The sequence below is a fragment of the Agromyces aurantiacus genome, from assembly GCF_016907355.1.
Lineage (GTDB): Bacteria > Actinomycetota > Actinomycetes > Actinomycetales > Microbacteriaceae > Agromyces > Agromyces aurantiacus.
The window spans coordinates 668,977-688,069 of sequence record NZ_JAFBBW010000001.1; the positions used below are offsets into that span (position 1 = coordinate 668,977).

The 19,093-nt window shown below is 72.3% G+C and carries 16 protein-coding genes and 2 tRNA genes; 14 read left to right on the forward strand and 4 right to left on the reverse strand.

Translation table 11 applies throughout. From position 1 onward, the window contains the following. Nucleotides 1-65: 65 nt before the first annotated feature. From pheA to JOD46_RS03190, 3 genes are all read left to right on the forward strand, one after another. The gene (gene pheA, locus JOD46_RS03180; RefSeq protein ID WP_204391612.1) at nt 66-1,025 is read left to right on the forward strand and encodes a prephenate dehydratase; all 960 of its coding nucleotides are present in this window, start codon (nt 66-68) and stop codon (nt 1,023-1,025) included. A gap of 353 nt (nt 1,026-1,378) precedes the next feature. Continuing rightward, nucleotides 1,379-1,660, forward strand: coding sequence for a hypothetical protein (locus JOD46_RS03185; protein WP_204391613.1), 282 nt, complete (start codon nt 1,379-1,381; stop codon nt 1,658-1,660). Next, nucleotides 1,657-1,941 carry a hypothetical protein gene (locus JOD46_RS03190; RefSeq protein WP_204391614.1) on the forward strand — a complete coding sequence of 95 codons (285 nt, stop codon included), beginning with the start codon at nt 1,657-1,659 and terminating at the stop codon, nt 1,939-1,941. Before JOD46_RS03185 ends, JOD46_RS03190 begins: the two co-directional genes overlap by 4 nt. On the opposite strand, the gene JOD46_RS03195 is transcribed toward JOD46_RS03190, so the two are convergent. After that, a complete protein-coding gene (locus tag JOD46_RS03195) occupies nt 1,938-3,020 on the reverse strand; it encodes a diacylglycerol/lipid kinase family protein (protein WP_204391615.1) in 1,083 nt (360 codons plus the stop codon). The two genes, JOD46_RS03190 and JOD46_RS03195, sit on opposite strands and share 4 nt — an antisense overlap. A gap of 101 nt (nt 3,021-3,121) precedes the next feature. Between JOD46_RS03195 and serS the strand changes: the two genes are divergently transcribed. The 11 genes from serS (at nt 3,122) to JOD46_RS03250 (ending at nt 16,192) form a co-directional block, all read left to right on the forward strand. Then, nucleotides 3,122-4,390 (forward strand): serine--tRNA ligase, encoded by a 1,269-nt coding sequence (serS, locus tag JOD46_RS03200; protein ID WP_204391616.1) that lies wholly within the window; start codon nt 3,122-3,124, stop codon nt 4,388-4,390. Continuing rightward, nucleotides 4,387-5,187, forward strand: a complete 801-nt coding sequence (locus tag JOD46_RS03205) for an HAD family hydrolase (RefSeq protein ID WP_204391618.1) — start codon at nt 4,387-4,389, stop codon at nt 5,185-5,187. The genes serS and JOD46_RS03205 overlap by 4 nt, the downstream gene beginning before the upstream one ends. A gap of 67 nt (nt 5,188-5,254) precedes the next feature. Then, a complete protein-coding gene (locus JOD46_RS03210) occupies nt 5,255-6,691 on the forward strand; it encodes an LCP family protein (RefSeq protein ID WP_204391620.1) in 1,437 nt (478 codons plus the stop codon). A 189-nt stretch (nt 6,692-6,880) separates the two neighbouring features. After that, nucleotides 6,881-6,965: transfer RNA gene (locus JOD46_RS03215), tRNA-Ser, on the forward strand. A 36-nt stretch (nt 6,966-7,001) separates the two neighbouring features. Next, entirely contained in the window at nt 7,002-8,297 is a 1,296-nt protein-coding gene (locus JOD46_RS03220) for an LCP family protein (protein ID WP_204391621.1), read from the forward strand. Between the two features lie 85 nt (nt 8,298-8,382). After that, a tRNA-Ser gene (locus JOD46_RS03225) sits at nt 8,383-8,471 on the forward strand. 167 nt (nt 8,472-8,638) lie between these two features. Beyond that, nucleotides 8,639-9,100 carry a hypothetical protein gene (locus tag JOD46_RS03230; protein WP_204391622.1) on the forward strand — a complete coding sequence of 154 codons (462 nt, stop codon included), beginning with the start codon at nt 8,639-8,641 and terminating at the stop codon, nt 9,098-9,100. Nucleotides 9,101-9,253: 153 nt separating this feature from the next. After that, nucleotides 9,254-11,461 (forward strand): glycogen debranching protein GlgX, encoded by a 2,208-nt coding sequence (glgX, locus tag JOD46_RS03235; protein WP_204391623.1) that lies wholly within the window; start codon nt 9,254-9,256, stop codon nt 11,459-11,461. Next, entirely contained in the window at nt 11,458-13,854 is a 2,397-nt protein-coding gene (gene treY, locus JOD46_RS03240; protein ID WP_204391624.1) for a malto-oligosyltrehalose synthase, read from the forward strand. The genes glgX and treY overlap by 4 nt, the downstream gene beginning before the upstream one ends. After that, complete coding sequence (gene treZ / locus JOD46_RS03245) at nt 13,851-15,647, forward strand: malto-oligosyltrehalose trehalohydrolase (protein WP_204391625.1); 1,797 nt, start codon at nt 13,851-13,853, stop codon at nt 15,645-15,647. The genes treY and treZ overlap by 4 nt, the downstream gene beginning before the upstream one ends. Further along, entirely contained in the window at nt 15,644-16,192 is a 549-nt protein-coding gene (locus JOD46_RS03250) for a ClbS/DfsB family four-helix bundle protein (RefSeq protein WP_204391626.1), read from the forward strand. The genes treZ and JOD46_RS03250 overlap by 4 nt, the downstream gene beginning before the upstream one ends. A 123-nt stretch (nt 16,193-16,315) precedes the next feature. On the opposite strand, the gene JOD46_RS03255 is transcribed toward JOD46_RS03250, so the two are convergent. The 3 genes from JOD46_RS03255 to JOD46_RS03265 are packed head-to-tail and all read right to left on the reverse strand — an operon-like array spanning nt 16,316 to nt 19,044. Further along, nucleotides 16,316-16,633 (reverse strand): hypothetical protein, encoded by a 318-nt coding sequence (locus JOD46_RS03255; protein ID WP_204391627.1) that lies wholly within the window; start codon nt 16,631-16,633, stop codon nt 16,316-16,318. A gap of 52 nt (nt 16,634-16,685) precedes the next feature. Continuing rightward, a complete protein-coding gene (gene ku, locus JOD46_RS03260) occupies nt 16,686-17,642 on the reverse strand; it encodes a non-homologous end joining protein Ku (RefSeq protein ID WP_204391631.1) in 957 nt (318 codons plus the stop codon). A 52-nt stretch (nt 17,643-17,694) separates the two neighbouring features. Beyond that, nucleotides 17,695-19,044, reverse strand: coding sequence for a glucose-6-phosphate dehydrogenase (locus JOD46_RS03265; protein WP_204391633.1), 1,350 nt, complete (start codon nt 19,042-19,044; stop codon nt 17,695-17,697). Nucleotides 19,045-19,093: the final 49 nt, after the last annotated feature.

Genomic DNA, 19,093 nt, shown 5'->3' on the forward strand with positions numbered 1-19,093 from the left:
TTCTGCCTCGCCGGACCGTGCGCGCTTCCGGGAAACACGGTGAGCTCGCGCCGTAGGCTGGCGGCATGACGGATGCCGCCGCGCCACGACCCGACGAGACCTACTCGTACCTCGGGCCCGCCGGCACGTTCACCGAGGCCGCGCTGAAGCAGGTGCCCGAGGCGGCCGGCAAGCACTGGCGCAGCGTGAACAACGTGGGGGAGGCGCTCGCCGACGTCGTCGAGGGCCGCTCGACCGCGGCGATGATCGCCATCGAGAACTCGGTCGACGGCGGCGTCTCGGCCACGCAGGACGCGCTCGCCACGGTGCCCGGGCTGCGGATCGTCGGCGAGTACCTCGTGCCCGTCAACTTCGTGCTCGTCGCGCGGCCGGGCACGCGTCTCGACGAGGTGCGCGTCGTGAACGCGCACCCGGTGGCCTACGCGCAATCGCGCGCGTGGCTCGAGCGCCAGCTGCCCGACCACGCGCACCTGCCCGCCACGAGCAACGTGCAGGCTGCGGCGTCGCTGTTCGAGAACGGCCTGGCCGATGCCGCGGTGGCCCCGCCCGGCATCGTCGACCACCTCGACGTCGACGTGCTCGCCGAGGGGATCGGCGACAACCCGAAGGCGATGACCCGCTTCGTGCTCGTCAGCCGGTCGCGGCGCATCCCCGGCCGCACCGGCGCCGACAAGACGAGCCTCATCGTCGAGCTGCCCGACGACGAGCCCGGGTCGCTGCTCGCGATGCTCGAGCAGTTCTCGACCCGCGGCGTGAACATGTCGCTGCTGCAGTCGCGCCCGATCGGCGACGAGATGGGCCGGTACCGGTTCGTGGTCGACCTCGAGGGGCACGTCGAGGACGAACGCGTCGCCGACGCCCTGCTCGGCCTGCGGCGGTTCAGCCCCAAGGTCATCTTCCTCGGCTCCTACCCGCGCGCCGATCGCCGCGAGGCCCAGTACCACTCGAAGTACGAGGACGACATCTTCATCGAGGCGCGCGACTGGCTGCGCGGCATCCTGAGCGGTGAGCCCGGGGAGGACTGAGCATGGCGGGGACGGCGACGGGGCCGGAGTTCGATCCACGCTACGACGCGCGGTACCAGCGGGGCTGGACGGGGGAGCCGGCGGATGACGCGGGAGCGCCCGAGCGAGACCCGCTCCCGCCACACCGCGACCCCGATCGAAGCGGCCCGCGTGTCGCGCGGGACGATCCCGAGCACGCGCCGGCAGCCTCGCCGTCGCCGTCCGACCCCGTGGCGGTCGTGTCGCCGGCCCACGGTGTCGAACCGCCCGCGGCCGGCATGGCATCCGCACCCACGCGGGAGGCCGCTGGTGCGTCGGGATCCGACCCCGCACCCGCCGCGGACGAGGGGGGCGATGCCGATCGCATCATGCGCGTGGCCTTCGGCATCGCGTGGGCCGCGGCCGGGCTCGCGCTCGCGGTGGGCGCCTGGTCGGTCTGGACGATCGTCTCCCAGGACCCGTTCGGGCCGCCCTCGGGCGTGCGCAGCGAGGAGGCCGCCCGCATGTTCGCCTATCTGGCGGGCCCGGCCGCGCTCATGGCGGGCGTCGCGGGCGCCGTGATCCTCCTCGTCGCCGACGGCCTGCGGCGGGCCCGGCTGCTGCGGCGTCGAGCGCCGTCCGGATCGGCGGACGGCCCGGTCGGAGGCGACGCATGACTGCGGCGCGCGCCGTGCTCTCGCCGAGCGTGCTCGTCCTGGGGATCTTCCTGGTCGCGGGGGTCGTGACGCTGTCGATCATGGTGTCGTGGCAGGTCGACGCGCAGTTCGGGATGCAGGGGACCAGCCTCGACGACCAGCGCACGATGTACCTCATGGCCGTCGTGCCCAACCTGGTGTCGGGCGCCGCGACGCTCGGCATCGTCGGAGCCCTCATCGGGCTGCCGCTCGTGATCGGCGCCAGGCTCGCCGCGATGCGCGGAGGGGCCGGCGTCGACTAGCCCTGCTCCTCGACGACCTCCTTCGGGTCGCCCGTGGCGGGCTCATCGGCGGGCTTGGGCTTCGGCGGCTTCGCCACTCGCACGGTGAGCGCCTTCGGATCGATCACGAAGCGCGCCGCGGTGATCGTGCCGCGCTCCTCGCCGTCGATCTCGAACTCCTGCGGCTCGCCGCCGTCGATCACGACGTCGATCGAGCGGCCGCTCGAGTAGACCACCTCGCGTCGCTTGTTGCCGCCGGTCAGGTCGATGAGCTGCCGGCCGAGCGCGCTCTTGCGCAGCACCCGGTTCTCCCACGCGACCTTGCGCCACACCATGAGCCAGCCCCAGAAGTTCCGCGGCTGCAACCGCACGACGTCGAGGCGCCCGTCGTCGATGGCCGCGTCGGGGATGAGCTCGATGTTGCCCGGCAGGTAGCCGAGGTTCGCCACGAGCACGCTCGCGACGCGCGAGCGGTGCGTGCGGCCGTCGTCCATGCGATGCGCCACGCGGAAGGGCGCCGAGTTCGGGATGGCGCGGATGCCCGCGTCGACGTAGGCGAGCCATCCGACCCGCTTCTTCAGGTCGGGGTCGGTGTTCGCAATCATCGCCGCATCGAAGCCGATGCCGCTCATCACGAGCGACACCTCGGTCTCGGTCGTGCCGTCGGGGCGTCGGACGCGCGCGCGGAGCACGTCGACCTTGCGGTCGACGCCCGTGAAGGCGAGCGACACCGCCGCCGGGATGTCGCTCACGGGGATGTCGAGGTTCCGCGCGAACAGGTTGCCCGTGCCGAGTGGGACGAGCCCGACGGGGATCTCGGCATCCTCGAGGCCCTCGGCCACCGCGCGGACCGTGCCGTCGCCGCCCGCCGCGATGATGAGGTCGACCTTCGCCTGGACGGCCTCGCGTGCCTGCCCGGTGCCCGGGTCCTCCTCGGTCGTCTCGATCCACAGCGTAGGCCCGAAGCCGTGCGCCGACTCGAGCCGGCCGACGGCCGTGCGGACCTCGTCGACGCCCTGCTTCACCGGATTGAAGATGACCGCTGCGCGCTTCTCGCCGCGCCCGGCATCCGTCCGCTCCTCGTTGCCCCCGTCGCTCATGGGTCGAATCTAGGGCATCGGCCCTCCGAGGACGCCGGGTTGCGCACGGGCGCGGTTCCGTGCCGGGCCCGCCGCAGAGGACACGCCCTAGACTTGCTCGGGTGATCGACCCCGTGCTGCTCCGCGAGAACCCCGACCTGGTCAAGCGCTCGCAGGAGGCGCGCGGCGAGTCTCCCGCCGTCGTCGACGAGGCGGTGGCCGCGGATGCCGCACGGCGCGCGGCGATCGCCGCGTTCGAGTCCCTGCGGGCCGAGCAGAACGCGTTCGGCAAGCAGGTCGCCACGGCGCCCAAGGAGGAGAAGGCCGCGCTCGTCGCGCAGGCGCAGGAGCTCGCCGCGAAGGTCAAGCAGGCCAACGCGGAGGCCGCGGCCGCCGAGGAGGCGTTCCGCGCCGCGGTCCAGCGCATCGGCAACGTCGTGATCGAGGGCGTGCCGGCCGGCGGCGAGGACGACTTCGACATCCTCCGCGAGGTCGGCGAGATCCCGGCGTTCGGCTTCGAACCGCGCGACCACCTCGAGATCGGCGAACTGCTCGACGCCATCGACATGGCGCGCGGCGCGAAGGTCTCGGGCGCCCGGTTCCACTTCCTCAAGGGCGTCGGCGCGCGCCTGCAGCTCGCCCTCATGAACATGGGCCTCGACAAGGCCGTCGCCAATGGATTCACGCCGCTGATCACGCCCACGCTCGTGCGGCCCGAGGTCATGCAGGGCACCGGATTCCTCGGCGCGCACGCCGAGGAGGTCTACCACCTGCCCGCCGACGACCTCTACCTCACCGGCACGAGTGAGGTCGCGCTCGCCGGGTACCACGCCGACGAGATCCTCGACCTGTCGGCGGGTCCGATCCGCTACGCGGGCTGGTCGACCTGCTACCGGCGCGAGGCCGGCAGCCACGGCAAGGACACGCGCGGCATCATCCGCGTGCACCAGTTCGACAAGCTCGAGATGTTCAGCTACGTCGATCCCGCCGACGCCGAGGTCGAGCACGAACGGCTGCTCGGCTGGCAGGAGGAGATGCTGCAAGCGCTCGGCCTCGCGTACCGCGTGATCGACGTGGCCGCGGGCGACCTCGGCTCGAGCGCCGCGCGCAAGTACGACGTCGAGGCCTGGGTGCCGACCCAGCAGGCGTACCGCGAGCTCACGTCGACCTCGAACTGCACGACGTTCCAGGCGCGCCGCCTCGACATCCGCCACCGCATCGAGAGCGGGAAGACCGCGCCCGTCGCGACGCTCAACGGCACCCTGGCCACCACCCGCTGGATCGTCGCGATCCTCGAGACCCACCAGCAGGCCGACGGCTCCGTGGTGGTCCCGGACGCACTGCGGGGCTACCTGGGCGGCCTCGAGGTGTTCCGCCCCGTCGCGCGATGACCGATCGCTGGTTCGTCGCCCTCGACGTCGACGGCACGATCATGCACGAGGACGAGTCGATCGATCCTCGCGTGGTCGACGCCGTGTCCTCCGCCGTCGCTCGCGGGCACCTCGTGACGCTCGCGACCGGGCGGTCCTGGTCGACCACGCGGCCCGTCCTCGAGCACCTCGAGCTCGAGCCCGAGTACGTCGTGTGCGCGAACGGTGCGATGACCATGCGCCGCGACCCCGCGTCGGCCGAGGGATGGGCGCAGGCCCACGTCGAGACCTTCGACGCGACGCCCGTGCTCCGGCAGATCCGCGAGGCGCTGCCGAGCGGGCGATTCCTGGTCGAGCTCGCCGACGGCTACCGCCTCTTCACCGAGGGCATGACCGACTGGAACCTCGAGCGCGCCCGCAAGGTCGAGTTCGACGAGATGCTGGGCCAGCGCGCCATCCGCGTCGTCGCGACCTCGGTCGACCACGAGCTCGACGAGTTCTTCGCGATCGTCGACGAGATGGGGCTGAACCACGTCAGCTATGCGATCGGCTGGACCGCCTGGCTCGACATCGCGCCCGACGGCGTGAACAAGGCGACCGCCCTGGAACGCGTTCGCGGATGGCTCGACGTGCCGCTGCACCGCGTGCTGGCCGTCGGCGACGGCCGCAACGACATCGAGATGTTCCACTGGGCGCGCGCCGCCGGCCGCGCCGTCGCCATGGGGCAGGCGCCCGACGAGGTGATCGCGGCGGCGCGCGAGCGCGCCGGCACGATCGACGAGGCCGGGCTCGCGGCGGTGCTCGACTCGCTGCCCTGACCCGCAGGTCGGGATGTCCCGCCTGATCGGGGGGTTCCGCGAGTAGGATCGCGCTCGGGGGAGGGGCGTGAGCGAGTCCGATTCGGAACCGAGGGGCGAGGCGCCGCCGGAGGGCGGGGGCGCTCCCCACGACCGCGCCGTCGAGGAGGCCGTCGAGCTGGGCGCGTCCACCGAGGGTCCGCTCGCCGAGCCGCTGCTGCTGGTGCCCCCCGCGCCCTCGACGGGCCCGGTCGCCGCGCCCGTGCTCACGGAGGCGACGCGTCCGCCGGCGCGCCACGGCCGCCTGGCGCGGCACGGGACGGGGCGCGTGGTCGCCAAGGCGCTCGGAACCGCCGCCGCGGTCGTGGCGGTCAGCGCCACCGCCGTCGCGTCGTTCGCCGTGGTCGACGTGGTGCGCGAGATCAAGCCCGCGGTCGAGCTCGAGAGCGAGAAGATCCTCGACTCGGTCCCCGACATCGGGGCGATGGAGGGCGGACTGAACTTCCTGCTGGTCGGAAGCGACAAACGGCCGCAGAGCGGCGCGTTCGGTGATCCGGAGGAGGAGGCCGGCGTGCTGAACGACGTCACGATGCTCCTGCACATTGCCGAGGACCACTCGCACGTCGAGGTCGTCAGCTTCCCGCGCGACATGCTCGTCGACGTGCCGGCGTGTCCCGACCCGGACGATCCCTCCGGCGACGGGTTCTCGGAACGGTACGGGGTCAAGCTCAACACGATCCTCCACGACGGTGGACTGAACTGCGTCGCGGCGACGATCGAGCAGATGCTCGGCGTGAAGATCCCGGTCGGCGGGATCGTCGAGTTCGACGGCGTCGCGGCCCTGTCGGAGGCCGTCGGCGGGGTCGAGGTCTGCCTCGTCGACCCGATCGACGACCCGTGGTCGGGGCTGCAGCTCGACGCAGGCCGGCACACGATCCACGGCTACCAGGCGCTCGCCTTCCTCCGGACGCGCCACGGTGTCGGCGACGGCAGCGACCTCGGCCGCATCTCGAACCAGCAGACCTTCCTCGCCTCGCTCGCGCGGACCCTCCAGTCCCAGGGCACGCTCGGCGATCCCGTGAAGCTGTACTCGATCGCGAAGGCCGTCCTGGCCAACATGACCCTGTCCAAGGGACTCCAGGACCCCGCTCGCCTCGTCTCGATCGCCCGTGCCATGCAGGCGATCGACCTCGACCGCATCGCGTTCATCCAGTACCCCACGTACTACACCGACGACTTCAGTGCGGTGCTGCCCGCCGAATCGGGTGCGGCCGTGGCCTCGGCGCTCCAGCGCGACGTCCCGGTGGGGATCGACCCCGCGGCGACCTCGCAGGCGTCCTACGGCACGGCGGATCCGGATGCGACCGAGGCGCCGGTCCAGACGGATGCCGCGACGGCGCCGTCCGGCGCAGCCACGCCGGCGCCGTCCGCGAGCGCCGGCCCCGGCACGGTCGAGGCGCTGCCCGGGGATATCACGGGGCAGACGGCGGACGAGGTCCGCTGCTCGACCGCCAACGACGGCTGAACCCGGGGCCCGGGTCCAAGCCCCGCGGCCGGTGCCCGGCGGCCCGGCGACCCAGGCGTCGCGGCATCCGGCACAGCGCCTTTTCAGGCTCGACGTGGAAGTCTGTCTGGAATGCGCTTCGGCTAGAATCGGGGCCTGCCCAGCCCGATGACGCGCCGCGACCACCGCGGAGCGCCGTCGTGCGGGTGAGGAGGGCTGTCCGAGCGGCCGATGGAGCTGGTCTTGAAAACCAGTGGGCAGCAATGCCTCGTGGGTTCGAATCCCACGCCCTCCGCGCCACCGCGACCGACCGACGAGAGGAGCCGCCCGAGTGAGCCGATCGACGCCGCCGACCACGCAGTCCGCCGACACGCCGCCCACGGCCCGTCACGGGCGACTCCGCAGCAACGGCGTCTGGTCGACCGTCGGGAAGATCGTCGCCGGAGCGGTCGCCGTCGTGTTCGCGTCGGGCACGGCCGTCGCGGCGTACGCGGTGTTCGACCTGGCTGCGACGGCGAAGCCCAGCGTGACGCTCGGCAACGAGGACGTGCTCGCGGGCGTGCCCGACGTGGGGGCGATCGAGGGCGGCGTCAACCTGCTCGTGGTCGGCAGCGACAGCCGCCAGGGGCAGGGCATGGCCTTCGGCGATCCGAACGAGGAGACGTCGGTCCTCAACGATGTCACGATGCTCATGCACGTGGCGGAGGACCACTCGCATGCCTCGGTCGTCAGCTTCCCGCGCGACATGGTCGTCGACGTGCCCGCGTGCGACGATCCGGCCAATCCCGGTTCGCAGCTCGACGAGCTCTACGGCGTGAAGATCAACTCCGTGCTCTCGTGGGGCGGCATGCCGTGCGTCGTGAAGACCGTCGAGCAGCTCACGGGCGTCACCATCCCGTTCGCCGGCACCGTGCAGTTCCTCGGTGTGGCCGGCCTCTCCGAGGCGATCGGCGGCGTCGACGTCTGCGTCGCCGAACCCATCGAGGACGAGTACACCGGCACCTTCCTGGATGCCGGCACCCACACCCTCTCGGGCATGGCGGCCCTCCAGTTCCTCCGCACCCGGCACGGCGTGGGCGACGGCTCCGACCTCGGGCGCATCTCGAACCAGCAGGTGTTCCTCTCGTCCCTCGCCCGGAAGATGCAGAGCGAGGGCACCTACTCCGACCCGGTCAAGCTCTACGGCATCGCCAAGGCCGCGCTCGCGAACATGCAGCTGTCCGACAGTCTCACGGACCCGATGCGCCTGGTCTCGATCGCGAAGGCGCTGAAGGACACCGACCTCTCCAAGATCGCGTTCATCCAGTACCCGACCGCCTACGAGGCGGACTACAGCGCCGTGGTGCCCACCGAGTCGGCCGAGGTCATCAACCTCGCCCTGCAGCAGGACCTCCCGGTCGCGTTCGACGCCGCCGCGAACCAGGATGCGTCGTTCGCGTCGGCCGGCGACCCGACCGCCGCGCCCGCGGAGCCGGTCGAGGAGACGCCGACGGAGGAGGCGCCGGCGACGGAGGCACCCGCGACGGAGGCGCCCGCGCCCACGGAGCAGGCGCTCCCGAGCGACGTCACGGGCCAGACCGCAGCCGAGACCCGCTGCTCGGCGGGCCGCTCGCTCGACGACCAGTAGGTCGTCCGGCCGGGTCCCTGCCGAATCGTGTTTCCGGCGGTTGCCGGTTATGATGGCAGTCGCGTTCGCCTTCGGGCGTTCACGAGGAGACGTCGCATAGTCCGGTCGAGTGCACCACCCTGCTAAGGTGGAGTCCCCGTAAGGGGACCGCGGGTTCAAATCCCGCCGTCTCCGCTCGATGAAGGCCGCGAGTGATCGCGGCCTTCGGCGTCTCGGCGGAACCTTCGGCGCCGTGGCCCTCGTGCGAGGGGTTTTCGGCAGGATCTGCACGTCAAGGGGCGTTTCCCTGTCGGTGCCGCTGAGTAGGCTCTACCTGTTTCACGAGAACAGAGGAGTTGCGAATGCGACGTTTCGCCATGCCCGCCGCACTGGTCTTCGCCGGTGCGCTCGCGCTGTCGGGTTGTGCGGCCGGAGACGGCGGGGACACCGCCGCGCCGGCAGCCGACAGCTGCACCACGGTCGCCACCGAGGTGCGCGACGTCTCCAACGGCGTCCAGAACACCCTCGCCGCCCCGGCCTCGGTCGACGAGCTCCAGACCTACCTCGAGGATGCCAAGTCGCGCGTCGACGCCGCCGCTGAGGATGCGGGCGACGACGACGACCTGACGTCCGCGGTGGAGGACTTCAAGGCCACGCTGGAGGGCGTCTCCGAGTACGCGTCGGGTCTCACCGAGGGTCCGTCCGAGGACGACCCCGAGGCGACGGTCGTCGAGCAGGACCCCGAGGCGATGGCCGAGCAGCAGACCGCCGTGCAGGAGGCCTCCTCCGAGGTCAGCTCGGTCTGCGCCGGCGACGAGAAGTAACGAAGATCCCGGGCGGCGACGCCCGAGCGGCCGGAGCGCGACATGTTCGTGCTCCGGCCGTCGTCGTTCCGCCGCCGGTTCGCTGTCAACCGGCGGCACGCACGTGGCGCGCCCCCTACGATGGCCTGCAGGCTGACCGTTGGGGGACGACGAATGCACACTTGGCCCGGCTCGACCTATCCGCTCGGCGCGACGTTCGACGGGAACGGCACCAACTTCGCGCTCTTCAGCGAGGTCGCCGAGCGCGTGGAACTCTGTCTGTTCGACGACGAGCGCGTCGAGACGCGCGTCGAACTGATCGAGGTCGACGCCTTCATCTGGCACGCGTATCTTCCGCAGGTGCAGCCGGGGCAGCGCTACGGGTACCGGGTGCACGGGCCGTACGACCCCGAGCAGGGCCTGCGCTGCAACCCGAACAAGCTGCTGCTCGACCCCTACGCGAAGGCGGTCGACGGCGCGCTCGAGTGGAACCAGTCGCTCTTCGGCTACCCGTTCGGCGAGCCCGACGGACGCAACGACGACGACTCGGCGGGCAGCATGATGCTCGGCGTCGTCACGAACCCGTTCTTCGACTGGTCCGGCGACCGCCACCCGCGCCGGCCGTACGCCTCGTCCTTCATCTACGAGGCGCACGTGAAGGGGCTCACCGAGACCCTCCCGGGCGTGCCCGACGAGATCCGCGGCACGTACGCCGCGGTCGGCCATCCGGCGGTGATCGACCACCTCGTCAAGCTCGGCGTGACCGCGATCGAGCTCATGCCCGTGCACCAGTTCGTCAACGACGGCACCCTGCAGGAGAAGGGGCTGTCGAACTACTGGGGGTACAACACCATCGCGTTCCTCGCGCCGCACAACGCCTACGCCTCGACCGGGCAGCGCGGCGAGCAGGTGCAGGAGTTCAAGGCGATGGTCAAGTCGCTGCACGCGGCGGGCATCGAGGTGATCCTGGACGTCGTCTACAACCACACCGCCGAGGGCAACCACCTCGGCCCGACGCTCTCGATGCGCGGCATCGACAATGCGGCGTACTACCGCCTCGTCGACGACGACCCGCAGTACTACATGGACTACACGGGGACGGGCAACTCGCTGAACGTCGGCCATCCGCACGCGCTGCAGCTCATCATGGACTCGCTGCGCTACTGGGTCATCGACATGCACGTCGACGGGTTCCGCTTCGACCTCGCGTCGACGCTCGCGCGCGAGTTCTACGAGGTGAACCGGCTGGCGGCGTTCTTCGAGCTCGTCCAGCAGGATCCCGTGGTCTCGCAGGTCAAGCTCATCGCGGAGCCGTGGGACGTGGGCCCCGGCGGCTACCAGGTGGGCAACTTCCCGCCGCAGTGGACCGAGTGGAACGGCAAGTACCGCGACACCGTGCGCGACTTCTGGCGCGGCGAGCCGGCGACCCTCGGCGAGTTCGCGTCGCGGTTCACGGGCTCGGCCGACCTGTACGAGCACTCCGGGCGGCGCCCCGTGGCCTCCATCAACTTCGTCACCGCGCACGACGGGTTCACGCTGCGCGATCTCGTCTCGTACAACGAGAAGCACAACGAGGCCAACGGCGAGGACAACAACGACGGCGAATCGCACAACCGCTCGTACAACCTCGGCGTCGAGGGTCCGACGGACGATCCCGACATCCTGACGCTCCGCGCCCGGCAGCAGCGCAACTTCATCACGACGCTGCTGCTCTCGCAGGGCGTGCCGATGCTCTCGCACGGCGACGAGCTCGGGCGCACGCAGCAGGGCAACAACAACGTCTACGCGCAGGACTCCGAACTCAGCTGGATCGACTGGGAGCGCGCCGACCATCCGCTCGTCGAGTTCACCGCGGCGGTCGCGAAGCTGCGGGCCGAGCATCCGACGTTCCGGCGCAGCCGGTTCTTCGACGGACGCCCGGTGCGTCGCGGCGAGGGCGACCCCGTGCCCGACATCGTCTGGCTGCGGCCCGACGGGTCGATCATGGAGCCGGAGGACTGGGATGCCGGCTTCGGCAAGGCCATCGGGGTGTTCCTCAACGGCGAGGGCATCCGCGAGCGCGACCGGCGGGGCGAGCGGATCGTGGACCGTCACTTCGTGGTGCTGTTCAACGCGCACGACGACACGGTCGAGTTCACGCTGCCCATGCACGAGTACTCGCCCGAGTGGGAGGTGGTCATCGACACCGCCGGGAAGCGCGCCGACAGCGACCCGATCCAGCCGGGCGGCACCATCCCGCTCGAGCAGCGCTCGCTCGTGGTGCTCTGCCAGCACGACCCGACGCCCGAGGAGGTCGACCACTCGGTCGCGGCGTCGCTGTCGGCGATGGTCGCCGCGAGCCGTGAGGAAGCACCGCCGCCGAAGTCCGAGGCGGGCGCGTGACCCGCGCGCCGCGACGCGAGCCGCGGTCGACCTACCGGCTGCAGATCCGTCCCGCGTTCGACCTGCACGATGCCGCGGCGGCCGTCGACTACCTCGACGCGCTCGGCGTCGACTGGGTGTACCTGTCGCCGATCCTGCCCGCGCGGGCCGGGTCCGACCACGGCTACGACGTCGTCGGCCATGACGAGGTCGACGAGGCGCGCGGCGGCGCGGCGGGCCTCGACGCGGTGGCGGATGCCGCGCACCGTCGCGGCCGCGGCATCCTGGTCGACATCGTGCCGAACCACGTCGGGGTGGCGGATGCCGCGCAGAACCCGTGGTGGTGGAGCCTGCTGCGGTTCGGCCGCGATTCCCCGCACGCCGGCGCGTTCGACGTCGACTGGGCGTTCACGGGCGGCCGGGTGCGGATCCCGGTGCTCGGCGGCACGGTGGAGGAGGCGGCCGCCGCGGGCGACCTGCGCGTCGAGCACGGCGAGCTGCGCTACTTCGAGCACCGGTTCCCGCTCGCACCCGGCTCGGCCGACGACGGCGCCGACGCCGCGACGGTTCACGCCCGCCAGCACTACGAGCTCGTGCACTGGACCCGGGCGGACGCCGAGCTGAACTACCGGCGCTTCTTCGCGGTCAATGAGCTGGCCGGCGTCCGGGTGGAGGACCCGGCCGTCTTCGAGGCGACGCACTCCGAGATCGTGCGCTGGGTGCGCGACGGCCTCGCCGACGGACTGCGCGTCGACCATCCCGACGGTCTCGCCGCGCCCGGCGCCTACCTGGACCGGCTCACCGAGGCCACGGGCGGCGTGTACCTCCTCGTCGAGAAGATCCTCGAGGGCGACGAGACGCTGCCCGCGCACTGGCGCACCGACGGCACGACCGGCTACGACGCGCTCGCCGACGTCGACCGGGTGCTCGTCGACCCCGACGGCGAGGCCGCGCTCGACGCGCTCGACGCGCGCCTGCGCGCCGAGACCGGCATCGACGGCCCGGCCGACTGGGACGAGCTGATCCACGGCACCAAGCGCGGGATCGCCGACGGGATCCTGCGCAGCGAGGTGCTCCGGCTCGAACGGCTCGTGCCAGAGCCGCGGCCCGAGAGCACTGCCGACGCGCTCGCCGAGCTGCTCGCGTGCTTCCCCGTCTACCGGTCGTACCTGCCGGCGGGTCGTGAGCACCTCGAGGCGGCGGCCCGGATGGCGCGAGTCCACCGCCCCGACCTCGCGGCGGCGGTCGACGCGCTCGTGCCCGTGCTCGCCGACCCCTCGCAGCCGGTCGCCGTGCGGTTCCAGCAGACGAGCGGCATGGTCATGGCCAAGGGCGTGGAGGACACCGCGTTCTACCGGTGGACGCGCCTGGGATCGCTCACCGAGGTCGGCGGCGACCCGTCGGAGTTCGCGATCACGGTCGAGCGGTTCCACGACCGGCAGGAGCGTCGCCTCGCCGAGTGGCCGCACTCGATGACGACGCTCTCGACGCACGACACCAAGCGCGGCGAGGACGTGCGCGCGCGCCTCGACGCGCTCGCGGAGGCACCCGGGCGGTGGTCGCTCGAGCTCGAGGCGCTGCGCGCGAGCGCAGGGTCGACGGGCGACGGGCCGTTCGACGCGCTGCTGTGGCAGGCGATCGTCGGCGCCTGGCCGCTCAGCCGCGAGCGCGTGCACGCCTACGCCGAGAAGGCCGCGCGCGAGGCATCCGTCTCGACCCGCTGGACGGCGCCCGACGACGGCTTCGAGCGGCGCATGCACGACGTGGTCGACCGGGCCTTCGACGTGCCCGAGGTGCGCGATCGGCTCGAGACGTTCGTGGGCTGGCTCGCGCCGGCGGGCTGGTCGAACTCGCTCGCCGCGAAGCTGCTGCAGCTGACGATGCCGGGCGTGCCCGACGTGTACCAGGGCAGCGAGCTGTGGGAGACGAGCCTCGTCGATCCCGACAACCGTCGCCCGGTCGACTTCGACCTGCGGCGGCGCATGCTGGGCGAGCTCGACGCGGGGGTCGCGCACGGCGTCCTGCCGCCCGTCGACGCGCGCGCGGCGGCGAAGCTGCTCGTGACCTCGCGCGCGCTGCGGTTGCGGCGCGACCGGCCCGAGTGGTTCACGCGGTACCGCCCGCTCGAGGTCGTGGGCGAGGCCGCGTCGCACGCGATCGCGTTCGATCGCGGCGGCGCCGTGACGGTCGCGACGCGCCTGCCGATCGGGCTCGCCGCGCGTGCGGGCGCCGAGCCCGCGGCATCCGCCCCGCCCGCCGCGTGGGGCGGCACCGCGGTGCTGCACCGGCGGGAACCGGTCGTCGACGTGCTGACCGGCCGGCGGCACGACGGCGGGGCCGTGGCGCTCGCGGACCTGCTCGCGGCCTACCCGGTCGCGCTGCTCGTGCCGGCCGACGTGGAGCAGACCCGATGACCGTCGAGGTGTGGGCGCCCCGCCCCGCTCGCGTCGTGCTGCGCCGGCCGCGGCACGCGGATGCCGCGATGGACCGCGGCGCCGACGGCTGGTGGCGCGCCGACATCGAGCTCGAGCCGGGCGACGAATACGGGTTCGTGCTCGACGACGACGAGCGCGCACTCCCCGACCCGCGGTCGCGGCGCCAGCCGCGCGGCGTGCACGAGGCGAGCGCGGCGTTCGACGTCGGCGCGCATCAGTGGGCCGACGGCGCCTGGACCGGCCGCCAGCTCGCGGGCGGCGTGCTCTACGAACTGCACGTGGGCACCTTCACGCCCGGCGGCACGCTCGACTCGGCGATCGACCGGCTCGACCACCTGGTCGATCTCGGCATCGACCTCGTCGAGCTGCTGCCCGTCAACGCCTTCAACGGCACGCACAACTGGGGCTACGACGGCGTCCTCTGGTACGCCGTGCACGAGGCGTACGGCGGGCCCGCCGCGTACCAGCGCTTCGTCGACGCGTGCCACGCGCGCGGCCTCGCCGTGATCCAGGACGTCGTCCACAACCACCTCGGGCCGAGCGGCAACTACCTTCCGCGGTTCGGGCCCTACCTCCGCGCGGCCGAGCGGAACACGTGGGGCGAGTCGGTGAACCTCGACGAGCCCGAGGTGCGACGGTACCTCGTCGAGAACGCGATGATGTGGCTGCGCGACTTCCACGTCGACGGACTGCGGCTCGACGCGGTGCACGCATTGCGCGACACGTCGGAGCGCCACATCCTGCGCGAGCTGGCCGAGCACGCCGACGCGCTCTCGGCGCACCTCGGCCGGCCCCTCTCGCTCATCGCCGAGTCCGACCTCAACGATCCGACCCTCGTCATGCCGCGCGAGGTCGGCGGGTACGGACTGACCGCCCAGTGGAGCGACGACCACCACCACGCGATGCACGTGGCGCTGACGGGCGAGACCACCGGGTACTACGCCGACTTCGCGCCGCTCGACGCGCTCGCGAAGACCACGTCGGGCGGGTTCTTCCATGACGGCACGTTCTCCTCGTTCCGGGGGCGCGAGCACGGCCGCCCGATCGACCCGGCCGTGCCGACCTGGCGGCTCGTGACGTTCACGCAGGACCACGACCAGGTCGGCAACCGTGCCGCTGGCGACCGCATCTCGCAGACCCTCTCCGAGTCTCGCCTCGCGGTCGCGGCGGTGCTGAACCTCACGAGCCCCTTCACGCCGATGCTGTTCATGGGCGAGGAGTGGGGCGCGTCGACGCCGTGGCAGTTCTTCACGTCGCATCCGGAGCCCGAGCTCGGCCGCGCCACGGCGGAGGGCCGCATCGCCGAGTTCGCGCGCATGGGGTGGGACCGCTCGATCGTGCCCGACCCGCAGGACCCGGAGACCTTCCGTCGTTCGAAGCTCGACTGGGACGAGCCGGCGCAGGCGGACGGCCCGCACGCACGTCTGCTCGACCTGCACCGGCGGCTCCTCGCCGTGCGCCGTGCCCGACCCGAGCTCACCGACCCGGCTTTCGCGCACACGACCGCGTGGGCGGATGACGCGGCGAAGCGGTTCCGGATGGAGCGCGGCGACCCCGAGGCGTCCGAGCGCGTCGTGGTGCTCGCGAACCTCGGCCTCGTGCCCTGGGAGGCGCGATTCGACGGCCCGGCTCGGGTCCTGCTGACGACCGGACCTGCGACGACCGAGATCGTGCCGGCCGACGGCATGCTCGTGGTGCCGGGGGAGTCCGCGGCGATCGTGGCCGTCCGGCGGATCGCGCCATCCGCCGCGGCTCGTATGGTGGACGCGTGAGCATCCCGAACGACCGCGCCGACCTCGTCCGCCAGGCCGAGGAGCGCTTCGACCAGCTCGAGGACGCGATCGACCACTGGCTCGCGAGGGCGCACGAGGCCGGGCGGGCCGTGTCATCCGCGACACCGCATGAACCGGTGTCGGATGGCGCCGAGCCCGCCCCGCGCGACCGCGACGTGGTCGACGTGCTCAACCACCTCCACGCCTGGCACATGCTGCTGCTCGGCTGGCTCGAGGCCGACGCCGCCGGGCGCGCACCCGCGTACCCCGCCGACGGGTACACCTGGCGCGACCTCGACCGGCTCAACCGCGACCTCCGCGACCGGTACCGCGGCGACGGCGAGCTCGCCGCCGCCCGTGAGCGCCTGCGAGCGAGCCACGATGCGGCGCTCGCCCGCATCGACGCGCTCGACGACCGGGCGATCTTCGACGAGGGCAAGGCGTGGCTCGGCGGCGCGACGCTCGCCGAGCCCGTGCACGAGTGCCTCGGCGGGCACTACGCCTGGGCGATCGGCGCCCTGGAGAAGCTGCCCGCCGGCGCCTGACCCGCTCTCCTCCGCCGGGAACGCCGATCGCGCGTCCATTCCTGCGGATATACGATCCGCCACCCCGGCGACCGGGCCGGAACCGCGGCGCGCCCGATCGTATATCCGCAGGAATGAACCGGGTCAGCTGCGGCCGGGGAGGTTCAACTCGTCGGGATCGACGTCGACGTCGCCCGCGTCGTCGGGGCCGCCGGTGCCGGGCACGGCGCGGACCGCATCCGCATCGACGTCCTCGGCGACGCGATCCGGGATGGGGTCGGCCTGCTTCGCCGCGGTCTCCGTCTCGCTGCCGGGGCTCGTGCGCGTGTCGCCGGTGTCGGTGTTCGCGCCCGGGATGTCGTCGTTCGGGCGCGGAAGGTCATGCGGGCGATCGGGCGCGGGCGGTCCCTGTTCGCCCTCGCCGGCGGCGAACCGGGAGAGGATGTCGTCGTTGTCGCTCATGCGGACACGCTACGAGCGCGGGCCGCCGGGCGCACCGGGGTTGACGCGCCGGTCAGCCGGCCTTCTTCTTCGTCGTTCGGCGCGCGGCCGGCTTGGCCGCGCCATCCGAGGAGGCCGAGGCCTTGGAGCCCGACTTCGACGCCGGCTTCGACGTCGCCGGCTTCGACGCGGCGGGCTTCGCGGCCGCCTTCGAGCCCGAGCGGGCCGCGGGCTTCTCCCCTCCGCCGCGCTTGGCCGCGATCGACTGCCGCAGCGCCTCCATCAGGTCGATGACCTCGCCGCCCTCCTCCTTCTCGGGCTGCTCGCCGAACGTGGCCGCCGTGTCGATGGCGTCGCCCTGCTCGAGCTTCGCCTGGATGAGGGTGCGCAGCTCCTGCTGGTACTCGTCGACGAACTCGTCGGGATCGAAGTCGCTCGACAGGCTCTCGATGAGCTGCTTCGAGAGTTCGAGCTCCTTGTCGCTGATCCGCACGCGCTCCTCGAGCGAGGGGAACTTCGCCTCGCGGACCTCGTCGTTCCAGAGGAGGGTCTGCACCATCAGCACGTCCTCGTAGACGCGCAGCGCGGCCAGCCGGGTCTTCTGTCGCAGCGACATCCGCACGATCGCGGTGCGCTCGGTGGACTCGAGCGCCTCGCGCAGCAGCACGTACGCCTTGTTCGACGCCGAGTCGGGCTCGAGGTAGTAGCTCTTGTCGAAGCGGATGGGGTCGACCTGCTCGGTCGGCACGAACTCGACGACCTCGATCTCGCGGCTGCGCTCGACCGGCAGCGACTTCAGGTCCTCGTCGGTGATGATCACGGTGCGCTCGCCGTCGTCGTACGCCTTGTCGATGTGCTGGTACGGCACGACCTCGCCGTCGATCTCGCACACGCGCTGGTAGCGGATGCGCCCGCCGTCCGCGTCGTGGACCTGGTGCAGGGACACGTCGTGGTCCTCGGTGGCGCTGTACAGCTTGACGGGCACATTGACCAGGCCGAATGTGACCGCCCCTTTCCAGACGGCTCGCATCTCCCCAGTACACACCCGCGACCGGCGGGAGCGATAGCCCTTGCGGCTCGGGCTACCAGCCCGACGGGCCGTCGGAGCCGGCCGGGTACTCCTCGAGCGGCACTCGCCCCGCCCGCCAGGCCGCGAGCACGGGCTCGACGATCCGCCAGCACTCCTCGACGACGTCGCCGCGCATCGAGAGCGTCGGGTCGTCGCCGAGGATGCCCTTGAGCACCTCGCCGTAGGGCAGCAGCGCGCCGGGGACCTGCTTCGCGACGAGCGTGGTCTGCTCGAGCACGAAGGGGTCGCCGCCGCCGTTCATGGTGAGGCCGATGAGCACCTCGCCCGAGCTGAGGTCGAGTTCGATCCAGTCGGAGCGCGGCCGGCCCTCGAGTCCGGCGATGGGCGCGGCGGCGCGGAACACCGCACGGGCGACCTTCCGAGCGCGGCCGAGCCCCTTGCCCGAGCGGAGCACGAACGGCACGCCGCGCCAGCGCTCGTCGTCGACCTCGACCACCACCTGGGCGAGCGTCTCGGTCTCGCGGCCCGGGTCGACGCCGGGCTCGTCGGCGTAGGCCGGCAGCGCGCGGCCGTCGATCTCGCCGGCCGTGTACCTCGCGCGCCGGCCGACCTCGCCGCGGTCGTCATGCCGCACGGCGGTGTCGCGGAGCACGTCCGCGATGGCGTCGCGCAGCACGACCTCGTCGACCCGGTCGATCGGTTCCATCGCGACGAGCGCGAGCACGGCCAGCAGGTGGCTCTGGATCATGTCGACGAGCGCGCCCGCGCGGTCGTAGTAGCCCGCGCGACCCTCGAGCCCGAGCGTCTCGTCGTAGATCAGCTCGACCCGCTCGATGGCGTGCCGGTTCCAGACGGGCTCGATCAGCAGGTTCGCGAAGCGCGTGCCGAGGATGTTCAGCACGGTGGCGCGGCCGAGGAAGTGGTCGATGCGGTAGATCTGCCGCTCCGGCACGATGCGGGCCAGGAGCTCGTTGAGTCGGTGCGCGCTCTCGCGGTCGGTGCCGAACGGCTTCTCGAGCGCCAGCCGCAGGCCCTCCGGGATCGGGATGCCCGCGAGCGCGAGGCACACCCGGGCGGTGACGGCCGGCGGGAGCGCGAAGTACACGACCGGCACGCCGCGGCACTCGGCGAGGAGGTCGCCGAGCGCCTCGGGATCGGTCGCATCGGCGCGGAGGTAGCGCGTGGTCGCGAGGACCCGTTCGCGACGGTCCGCCGGCACCGGGTCCAGCGCGGTCGACACGCGGTCGAGCCATCCGCCGGCATCGAGGTCGCGCAGCCCGGAGCCGATGACCTCGAGGTCCACGTCGTGCGCGGCGAGCAGCGTGCCCAGCCCGGGCAGCAGGAGCCGTTCCGTGAGGTCGCCGTCCGCCCCGAGGATCAGCAGTGTCGTCGACGCCGTCATGAGGATCTCCCTCCAGCTGCGCGGGTCGCGCACGGGCGCGCCCGCTCCC